This window comes from Helicobacter pylori, from assembly GCF_017594925.1.
Taxonomy (GTDB): Bacteria; Campylobacterota; Campylobacteria; order Campylobacterales; family Helicobacteraceae; genus Helicobacter; species Helicobacter pylori_DP.
The window spans coordinates 80,112-90,647 of record NZ_JAALNT010000005.1 but is presented as its reverse complement, the minus strand read 5'-3'; the positions used below and the strand labels follow the sequence as shown (position 1 = coordinate 90,647).

6 protein-coding genes and 1 tRNA gene are annotated in these 10,536 nt (G+C 37.3%); all 7 read left to right on the top strand.

The window, feature by feature from the left end:
* On the top strand, positions 1 to 2,720 hold a 2,720-nt coding region (locus G6069_RS03480), incomplete at its 5' end, for a DEAD/DEAH box helicase family protein (protein WP_197293385.1).
* Positions 2,713 to 4,344, top strand: a complete 1,632-nt coding sequence (locus G6069_RS03475) for an N-6 DNA methylase (protein ID WP_197293384.1) — start codon at positions 2,713 to 2,715, stop codon at positions 4,342 to 4,344. The genes G6069_RS03480 and G6069_RS03475, both read left to right, overlap by 8 nt.
* Positions 4,337 to 5,434, top strand: a complete 1,098-nt coding sequence (locus G6069_RS03470; RefSeq protein WP_197293383.1) for a restriction endonuclease subunit S — start codon at positions 4,337 to 4,339, stop codon at positions 5,432 to 5,434. Before G6069_RS03475 ends, G6069_RS03470 begins: the two co-directional genes overlap by 8 nt.
* 475 nt (positions 5,435 to 5,909) lie before the next feature.
* A tRNA-Pro gene (locus G6069_RS03465) sits at positions 5,910 to 5,987 on the top strand.
* A 93-nt stretch (positions 5,988 to 6,080) separates the two neighbouring features.
* A complete protein-coding gene (locus G6069_RS03460) occupies positions 6,081 to 8,108 on the top strand; it encodes an RNA degradosome polyphosphate kinase (RefSeq protein ID WP_197293382.1) in 2,028 nt (675 codons plus the stop codon).
* Between the two features lie 36 nt (positions 8,109 to 8,144).
* The gene (locus G6069_RS03455; protein ID WP_197293381.1) at positions 8,145 to 9,200 is read left to right on the top strand and encodes a quinone-dependent dihydroorotate dehydrogenase; all 1,056 of its coding nucleotides are present in this window, start codon (positions 8,145 to 8,147) and stop codon (positions 9,198 to 9,200) included.
* A complete protein-coding gene (gene pqqE / locus G6069_RS03450; protein ID WP_197293380.1) occupies positions 9,197 to 10,531 on the top strand; it encodes a zinc protease PqqE in 1,335 nt (444 codons plus the stop codon). The genes G6069_RS03455 and pqqE overlap by 4 nt, the downstream gene beginning before the upstream one ends.
* The last annotated feature ends 5 nt before the right edge of the window (positions 10,532 to 10,536 follow it).

Sequence of the window (10,536 nt, the reverse complement as noted above, 5' to 3'; positions counted from 1 at the left end):
AAAGAGATCGCCACATCAAACGCTATGAAAACCCTGAAAACAAAGTTTTTTATAACCTCGCGCAAATCTGGCTCTTTAGCGATAACTTGCCTTATGATGAAAAAAACCCCGATCAAGGCGCGTTTTATAGCGCTTCTTATTCGCCTATTTTCCAGCACTTTGTTGAAGCCAATAAGCTAGATATTACCCCCCCCCCCGAAAATGAACAAAATCATCAAAACCACAGATCGCTTGAAGAAATTCAAAAACGCATCTTAAAAGAATTTAACCTTAAAGATACCGACACCCTAGAAAGCTCTAAAGACGCCACCACAAACCCCTTTTTAACTTCATTTTGCTCTCATAAACGGCTTTGCTTTATCCTAAAATACGGCATTAGTTTCTTAAAAGAAAAATCAGAGTTTAAAAAACATGTTTGGCGTTACGCGCAAATGTTTGCGAGCTTGAACGTTTTAAAAGAATTACAAAAGCATTATGAAACGAACCCAAAAGATCCCCTAAAAGGCATCATTTGGCACACGCAAGGCAGCGGTAAAACCGCCTTAACCTACCACTTAACCAAACTCATCAGAGACTTTTTTGACCGCTCCAATTTGAATAAAAAGACTAAATTTTATTTTATTGTGGACAGGTTGGATTTATTAGAACAAGCCAAAAACGAGTTTTCAAAAAGAGGCCTTTGTGTGCATGAGGCAGAAAATAAAGAGGATTTGAGCCAAAAATTAAAAAACTCTAACGTGTTTGAAGGCTCTCAAGGGAATGATGAAATCATCGTTGTGAATATCCAAAAATTCAAATCCCCCAATGAAGAAAAAGCCCCCAATGAAGACCCTTCTAGCGCTCCTAAAGAAATTATTTCTAAAACAGAATTACAAGAAGCGGCAAAAGATAGCCACGATTTACAAAGGGTGTTTATCATAGATGAAGCCCACAGGAGCTATGACCCTAAAGGTTGTTTTTACGCTAATTTGATAGAATGCGACAAGACAGCAATCAAAATCGCCCTCACAGGCACGCCCCTATTAGAAGACAACGCGCAAGATAAAGCCACTAAAAAAACTTTTGGCAACTACTTGCACACCTATTCTTATGCAGAATCCATTAAAGACAGACACACCCTAAAACTCCAATTAGAAATCATTGAAAAGAGTTATAAAGAAAAACTACAAGAAATCTATCGCCTTTTACAAGAAAGCATCACTATTGAAGACATAGAGGTTAAAAAAGAAACGATTTTTAATCATGAAAGATACATTAAAGAAATGCTCTCTTATATCATCAGAGATTTATTGAATTTCAGGCGTGTAAATAATGATGAAAATTTAAAGGCTATGGTGGTTTGTTTTTCAAGCGCACAAGCCAAGTTAGCTAATTGGCTTTTTAATGAAGTCCAAGAAAAAGTCTTACAAGAAAACCCTAACCTGAAAATTTTAAAACAACTCCAATCCAGCCTGATTTTGCATGACGAACAAGAAGTCAAAGAAAAGATTGATTCTTTTAAACATGGAGATACGGATATAGTCTTTGTGTTTAACATGCTTTTAACCGGCTTTGATTTACCCAATCTCAAACGCCTTTATATCCACAGAGAATTAAAAGATCACAATTTGCTCCAAGCCCTAGCCAGAGTGAATCGCCCTTATAACAACATGTCTTTTGGCTACCTTATAGATTTTGTAGGGATTAAAGAAAATTATGACAAAACGACTGATGATTATTTGAAAGAATTAAACCAATTCAATCAAAGCGATTTTAATATCAAAGATAATCTCAAAGACATGTTTGCGGATCGCAATATTTTAGAAAAAGACATTAAAAACGCCTATGATGATCTGTTTAATTACCCCATTGATGATGTAGAGGACATGACTAGTGCCATTGTGAATATGAGCGGCATTAACGAGTTGCAAAAAGTTTCACACGCTATCAACACGCTCAAAGAGCGCTACAATTTAATCCGCACTTCTAATGATGAAAAAATCCTTTCCTTAAAAGAAAAAATTGATATTGAAAAGATCAATAAAATCTCTTCAACGCTTCATAAAAAAGCCAAACATCTCCATGCGTTAAAAAATATCAATGAGCCTAAAAACCCAAACGATTTAATCATTTTAGAAGACCTCATCGCTCTTTTAGACTTTAAAATAGAGTTTAAAGAAAGCAAAGAATTACGCTTCAAAGAAAAAGAATATATTAGCGCTAAATACAAGCAAGCTAAAGAGATGTTAGAAAAAATCCCGGACAAACAAGACAAAGAAGTTCAAAAGATTTCTAAAGAGCTTTCAAAACTGCTCCAAACGCCCGCAACAAGCCAGAATTTTGATAGGATTTCTCATTCTTATAGCGCGATCATTTCACAACTCAAACAACACAACCAACAAACCACCCACCTATTAAATAAATACGATAATGCTTTAGCTTATGCGATCACGCACAAACGCCTCCACAAACGACTCATGGAAGAAAACATTTCTGACCAAGAGGGAATTTTCACGCTTTTAAGCACGCTAAAAAGCGCTATTGATGAGCGTATTTCTAAGCGTCAAGAAATCTTAAACGAAGAAGAAGAAAATTACCTAAAAAATGCCATAGACCGAGAATTAAGGAACGCTTTCAAAAAAAACCCCTCCTTAAAAGATTTAGAAAAAGAAAAAGAACTTATCGTTCAAACCCTTTTTAACGAGCTGCAAAACCACCATCAAGGAAATTCACATGCCTAATAACGCTTTATTGCAAATCAAACAAAACACCCTCAACCTCATTGATGATTTAAAAGTCATTTGCGCGGATAAAGGTTTAGGGAACGACGGCAACGAATACAAGATCATCACGCAATGCTTTTTGTATAAATTCTTATGCGATAAGTTTGAATTCCTTTTTGAACAAGAATTTCCTAACCAAACAATACAAGATTACAAAGACTTTAACGAAGAAGAAAAAGAAGATTTTTTTATTACCTTAATTGATAAAAGACTCCCCAAACTCGCCTATGATGATCTTTTAAGCTATCTTTTTGAAAAACATTTTAACGATAACGATTTACACCTAAAGCTAGATATTATTTTTAATCGTATTTCTAGCAATAATGCCGAGCTTTTCAACACCAAAAGCACGGATGAAACCAATATCGCCCTATTTGAAAGCATCTCACAATACATTAATGAAGAGTCTAAAAGGGCTAATTTCACCAGAGCTTTACTAGACAAACTCAAAAATTTTGATTTCAAACAAGCTTTTTTAAACCTGCAAAACCAACAAGGCTATGATTTTTTCGCCCCCATTTTTGAATACTTGCTCAAAGATTACAATAGCAACAAAGGAGGCAAATACGCCGAATACTACACCCCTTTAAGCATCGCTAGCATCATCGCTAAGCTTTTAGTGAGCGAACCCACTCAAAGCGTTAAAATCTATGACCCAAGCGCAGGCACAGGAACGCTTTTAATGGCATTAGCCCACCAAATAGGAACGGATTCTTGCACCCTTTATGCCCAAGACATTTCGCAAAAATCCTTAAGAATGCTCAAACTCAACCTGATTTTAAACGACTTGACCCACTCTTTAAGATACGCCATTGAGGGAAACACTTTAACCAACCCCTACCACTCCAAAGACCACAAAGGGAAAATGGATTTCATCGTGAGTAACCCCCCTTTCAAGCTAGATTTTTCCAACGAACATGCCGAGATTTCGCAAAACAAAAACGATTTTTTCTTAGGCGTGCCTAATATCCCTAAAAACGATAAAAGCAAAATGCCCATTTACACGCTCTTTTTCCAGCATTGCTTGAACATGCTTAGTAATAAGGGTAAGGGGGCTATTATCGTGCCAACCGGATTCATTAGCGCTAAAAGTGGGGTAGAAAATAAGATTGTCCGGCATTTAGTGGATGAAAGGCTCGTTTATGGGGTGGTTTGCATGCCCAGTCAGGTTTTTGCCAACACCGGCACTAATGTGAGCATCATCTTTTTTCAAAAAACGCCAAGCGCAAAGGAAGTGATCTTGATTGACGCTTCCAAACTCGGCGAAGAATACACCGAAAACAAAAACAAAAAAACGCGCTTAAGACCAAGCGATATGGATTTGATTTTAGAAACTTTTCAAAATAAAACTAAAAAAGCGGATTTTTGCACTCTGGTTTCTTTTGATGAAATCACAGAAAAAAATTATTCTCTAAACCCCGGTCAGTATTTCACTATAGAAGACACGAGCGAGCCAATCAGCCAAGCGGAGTTTGAAAACTTGATGCAGCAATATTCAAGCGAACTCACAAGCCTTTTTGATGAAAGCCAAAATTTGCAACAAGAAATTTTAGAAACTTTAAAAGGGGTTAGGTTTGAGTGAGTGGCAAACATTTTGTTTAAAAGATTTAGGGAAAATCGTCGGTGGCACTACCCCACCTACCAATAACCCCAAAAACTATGGCAATAAAATTGCTTGGATTACCCCTAAAGATTTATCCACTTTACAAGGGCGCTACATTAAAAAAGGCAGCCGCAGCATTTCACGCTTAGGATTTAAATCATGCTCTTGTGTGTTACTCCCAAAACATGCCATTTTATTTTCTTCAAGAGCTCCTATAGGTTATGTGGCAATTGCTGAAAAAAGGCTATGCACCAATCAAGGTTTTAAAAGCATTATCCCTAACAAAAAAATTTATTTTGAATTTTTATACTACTTACTCAAATACCATAAGGATAACATCTCTAACATAGGGGGCGGAACTACTTTTAAAGAAGTTTCAGGGGCTACTTTAGGTCTGTTTGAAGTTAAGATACCCCCCACTTATTACGAACAACAAAAAATCGCTCGCACGCTTTCTGTCTTAGATCAAAAAATAGAAAACAACCATAAAATCAATGAGCTTTTACACAATCTCGCTCATAAAGTCTATGAATATTATTTCAAATACAAACCTAAAAATGCAAAGCTAGAACAAATTATTATTGAAAATCCTAAATCTAGTATTATGGTTAAAAACGCCCAAAAAACCCAAGATAAATACCCTTTCTTTACAAGCGGAGATAATACCCTATCCTATCCTAAAGCGATCATTGATGGCAGAAATTGCTTTTTAAACACTGGAGGTAATGCTGGTATTAAATTTTATGTAGGCAAAGCTTCTTATTCAACGGATACTTGGTGTATTGGCACTAACGAATTTAGCGACTATTTATATTTACTGCTTTCAAGCATAAAAACCTATATCAATCAAAGCTTTTTTCAAGGAACTAGCCTTAAACACTTACAAAAAAATTTGCTTAAAAAATATCCTATTTACATGCCGTCCGTGCATGAAATTAAAAAATTTAATCAAATTATTATGCCACTACTCACGCTTATATCCATTAATACAAGAATTTCTAAAAAATTAGAACAAATCAGAGACTTTCTACTCCCTCTGCTCTTAAAACAACAAGTCAAACCCCAATGAAAAATTTTAGAACAAAACTTTTTTAAGGGGTAAAAACCCTTTAGTTACAAGAAAGAGAAGTTTTGTCATCAAAAGAAATTTTTTAAAGAAAAAGAAGTTTCAAAAATTAAAAGTTTGAGTCAAATCCGCTAGTAACCATAGATTTGACCCTAGCGCTCTTGCGCCAGAGCCAAAATTTTAGTATAATGGCGTTGCGGACACCATTAAAACTATGATTACTGATAGTAATTTCATGTTAGGTTATCTCCTTTCGAGGTAACCACCCACTGTTACCCCCAACCCTAACATACTCCAAATACCGCAACCAAAGAGAAAACCAAGAAATTATTAATTGCGTTCGTTTATTATAGAATAAATCAACCCAAAAAACGCTGAAAAAATTTTAAGCGATCTTTTGGGTTAAATGAAGTTTTACAAAAAAGAGTTTTTAAACAACAACTAAGCAAACTCGCGCTACAATACCCCTTTTTGATTGCGGAGTATGGCGCAGCCTGATTAGCGCGCACCCTTGGGGTGGGTGAGGTCGTGGGTTTGAATCCCGCTACTCCGACCATGACTTTTTAAAAAAGCTTCAATGATTATCATTTCATTATATAATCACACCAAACAAACTGATTTTTAAACATGATGATTTAAAGGATTTTTATTGAATCGTTTCTTCAACCGAGAGCTTTCATGGTTAGCTTTTAACACAAGGGTTTTGAACGAAGCCAAAGATGAGAGCTTGCCTTTATTAGAGCGCTTGAAATTTTTAGCCATTTATGACACGAATTTGGACGAATTTTACATGATAAGAGTGGCGGGGCTTAAACAACTCTATGAGCATAAAATCGCCTCTAAAGGCATTGATGGCACAAGCCCTGAAGAGCAACTAGAAAAAATCAAGCATTATTTAGCGCATGAAATTGAAGAAAGGGAATTGGAATTCCAAAAAATCCAAGCCCTACTCTTTAAAAAAGGGCTTTGCATCACCCCCTATAATGAATTGAATTTAGAGCAAAAAGCGAAGGCTAAAACCTATTTTAAAGAGCAGCTTTATGCGTTAGTTTTGCCTTTTAAGTTGGATTCTTCGCACACCTTCCCGCCTTTAGCGAATCTGACTTTCGCGCTTTTTGCCCACATCAAAGACAAAGAAACCCAAAGCGTCTCCTATGCGCTCATCAAACTCCCCTCTTTTATCTTCCGTTTTGTGGAGCTAGAAAAAGGCTTGTTTGCGCTGGCTGAAGAAATCGTAGAAGCTCATTTAGAAGAATTGTTTTTAGAGCATGAGATTTTAGATTGCATGGCGTTTAGGGTAACTTGCGATGCGGATATTGCTATCACTGAAGACGAAGCGCATGATTATGCGGATTTGATGAGTAAGAGCTTGAGGAAACGCAATCAAGGCGAAATCGTGCGCTTGCAAACCCAAAAAGGGAGTCAAGAGCTTTTAAAAACCCTTTTAGCGTCTTTAAGGAGTTTTCAAACCCATTCTTACAAAAAGCACAAACTCACCGGCATGCATATCTATAAAAGCGCGATCATGCTCAATTTAGGGGATTTGTGGGAATTAGTCAATCATAGCGATTTTAAAGCGCTCAAATCGCCCAATTTCACGCCCAAAATCCACCCTCATTTCAATGAAAACGATCTTTTTAAATCCATAGAAAAACAAGATCTGTTGCTGTTTCATCCTTATGAAAGTTTTGAGCCTGTGATCGATTTAATAGAGCAAGCCGCTAGCGATCCAACCACCCTTTCTATCAAAATGACGCTTTATCGTGTGGGCAAGCATTCCCCCATTGTCAAAGCCTTAATTGAAGCGGCGAGCAAGATTCAAGTGAGCGTTTTAGTGGAATTAAAAGCGCGCTTTGATGAAGAAAGCAATCTGCACTGGGCAAAAGCTTTAGAAAGGGCGGGCGCGTTAGTCGTTTATGGCGTTTTCAAACTCAAAGTGCATGCTAAAATGCTAGTAATCACCAAAAAAACGGACAACCAATTACGCCATTTCACCCATTTAAGCACGGGCAATTACAACCCTTTGAGCGCTAAAATCTATACCGATGTGAGTTTTTTTAGCGCTAAAAATGAAATCGCTAACGACATTATCAAGCTTTTCCATTCCTTGCTCACTAGCAGCGCAACTAATAGCGCCCTAGAAACGCTTTTCATGGCGCCCAAACAGATCAAGCCCAAAATCATTGAACTCATTCAAAATGAAATGAACCACAAACAAGAAGGCTATATCATTTTAAAAGCTAACGCCCTAGTGGATGGCGAAATCATTGAATGGCTCTATCAAGCCTCTCAAAAAGGGGTTAAAATTGATCTCATTATTAGAGGGATTTGCTGTTTAAAGCCACAAGTCAAGGGCTTGAGCGAAAATATCAGGGTGTATTCTATTGTGGGGAAATATTTAGAACATGCACGCATTTATTATTTTAAACATGAAAATATTTATTTTTCTAGCGCGGATTTAATGCCCAGGAATTTAGAAAGGCGCGTGGAATTGCTCATTCCCGCCACAAACCCCAAGATCGCCAATAAATTGTTACATATTTTAGAAATCCAATTAAAAGACACCTTAAAACGCTACGAGTTAAATTCTAAAGGCCGTTACACTAAAGTTTCAAACCCTAACGATCCTTTAAATTCACAGGATTATTTTGAAAAACAAGCCCTTAAAACCTTTTAAGGGTTATCGTTCAAATCATAAAAAACAAGGATTTAAATGTTTTATTCATTAGTAAAAAAATATCTTTTTAGCCTAGACGCTGAAATCGCGCACGAAAAGGTTTGTCAAATTTTAAGAACGCTTTCTTCATCGCCCTTTTTGTGTCGTTTGATCCATTCTCAATGGGGTTATCAAAACCCAAAGCTTGAAAATGAAGTTTTAGGCTTAAATTTCCCTAACCCTTTAGGCTTAGCCGCCGGTTTTGATAAAAACGCTTCCATGCTTAGGGCGTTAATGGCTTTTGGGTTTGGCTATTTAGAAGCAGGCACTCTCACCAATGAAGCACAAATGGGGAATGAAAGACCAAGGCTTTTCAGGCACATTGAAGAAGAGTCCTTACAAAATGCGATGGGGTTTAATAATTACGGGGCGATTTTAGGAGTGAGATCGTTTAATCGCTTCTCCCCTTATAAAACCCCTGTTGGCATCAATTTAGGCAAAAACAAACACATAGAGCAAGCGCATGCCCTAGAAGATTACAAGGCGGTTTTAAAACAATGTTTAAACATTGGCGATTATTACACTTTCAACCTTTCTTCGCCCAATACCCCTAATTTAAGGGATTTGCAAAATAAGGCGTTTGTGAATGAGCTTTTTTGCATGGCTAAAGAAATGACCCATAAGCCTTTATTTTTAAAAATCGCCCCGGATTTAGAAACAGATGACATGCTAGAAATCGTCAATAGCGCTATTGGAGCGGGAGCGCATGGGATTATTGCGACTAACACGACCATTGATAAAAGCCTGGTGTTCGCTCCTAAAGAAATGGGGGGCTTGAGCGGGAAATGCTTGACTAAAAAAAGCCGTGAAATCTTTAAAGAATTGGCTAAGGCTTTTTTTAACAAGACTATTCTTGTTTCTGTTGGGGGGATTAGCGATGCCAAAGAAGCTTATGAAAGGATTAAAATGGGAGCGAGTCTGTTACAAATTTATAGCGCTTTTATTTACAAAGGGCCAAATTTATGCCAAAATATTCTTAAAGATTTGGTAAAATTACTCCAAAAAGATGGATTTTTGAGCGTCAAAGAGGCTATAGGAGCGGATTTAAGATGAGATATTTTTCTGTTAAAAGACTTTTAGGGCTTAGTTCTGTCTTGTTAGTCACTTTAGGAGCGAGCATGCACGCACAATCTTACTTACCCAAACATGAGAGCGTTACCTTAAAAAATGGGTTGCAAGTCGTAAGCGTCCCTTTAGAAAATAAAACCGGGGTTATAGAAGTGGATGTGCTTTATAAAGTCGGCTCTAGAAACGAAACCATGGGAAAGAGCGGGATCGCTCACATGTTAGAGCATTTGAATTTTAAAAGCACCAAAAACCTTAAAGCCGGCGAATTTGATAAGATCGTTAAGCGTTTTGGGGGCGTGAGTAACGCTTCTACGAGTTTTGATATTACGCGCTATTTCATTAAAACCAGTCAAGCTAACTTGGATAAGTCTTTAGAATTGTTCGCTGAAACCATGGGTTCTTTGAATTTAAAAGAAGATGAGTTTTTGCCTGAGCGTCAAGTGGTCGCTGAAGAAAGGCGATGGCGCACCGATAATTCCCCTATCGGCATGCTTTATTTCCGCTTTTTTAACACCGCCTATGTCTATCACCCCTACCATTGGACACCCATTGGTTTTATGGACGATATTCAAAACTGGACTTTAAAAGACATTAAAAAATTCCATTCGCTCTATTATCAGCCTAAAAACGCTATTATTTTAGTGGTGGGCGATGTCAATTCCCAAAAGGTTTTTGAATTGAGTAAAAAGCATTTTGAATCCTTAAAAAACCTTGATGAAAAAGCTATCCCAACCCCTTACATGAAAGAACCTAAACAAGATGGGGCAAGAACGGCAGTCGTGCATAAAGATGGGGTCCATTTAGAATGGGTAGCGTTAGGGTATAAAGTGCCTGCTTTCAAGCATAAAGATCAAGTCGCCTTAGACGCGTTAAGCAAGCTTTTAGGCGAAGGCAAAAGCTCATGGTTGCAAAGCGAATTAGTGGATAAAAAACGCCTGGCTTCTCAAGCTTTCTCGCACAACATGCAATTACAAGATGAAAGCGTGTTTTTATTCATCGCTGGGGGTAATCCTAATATCAAAGCCGAAGCCTTACAAAAAGAAATCGTAGCACTTTTAGAAAAGCTTAAAAAAGGCGAAATCACTCAAGCGGAATTAGACAAAATCAAAATCAATCAAAAAGCTGACTTTATTTCCAACTTAGAAAGTTCTAGCGATGTTGCGGGGCTTTTTGCGGACTATTTAGTGCAAAACGATATTCAAGGCTTGACCGATTATCAGCGACAATTTTTGGATTTAAAAGTGAGCGATTTAGTGCGCGTGGCTAATGAATATTTTAAAGACGCCCAATCAACCACCGTGTTTTTGAAACCTTAAAAGAG

Coding starts and splice junctions, on each gene's coding strand:
- pqqE (WP_197293380.1), top strand. CDS start 9,197: ATGAGATATTTTTCTGTTAAAAGACTTTTAGGGCTTAGTTCTGTCTTG.
- G6069_RS03455 (WP_197293381.1), top strand. CDS start 8,145: ATGTTTTATTCATTAGTAAAAAAATATCTTTTTAGCCTAGACGCTGAA.
- G6069_RS03475 (WP_197293384.1), top strand. CDS start 2,713: ATGCCTAATAACGCTTTATTGCAAATCAAACAAAACACCCTCAACCTC.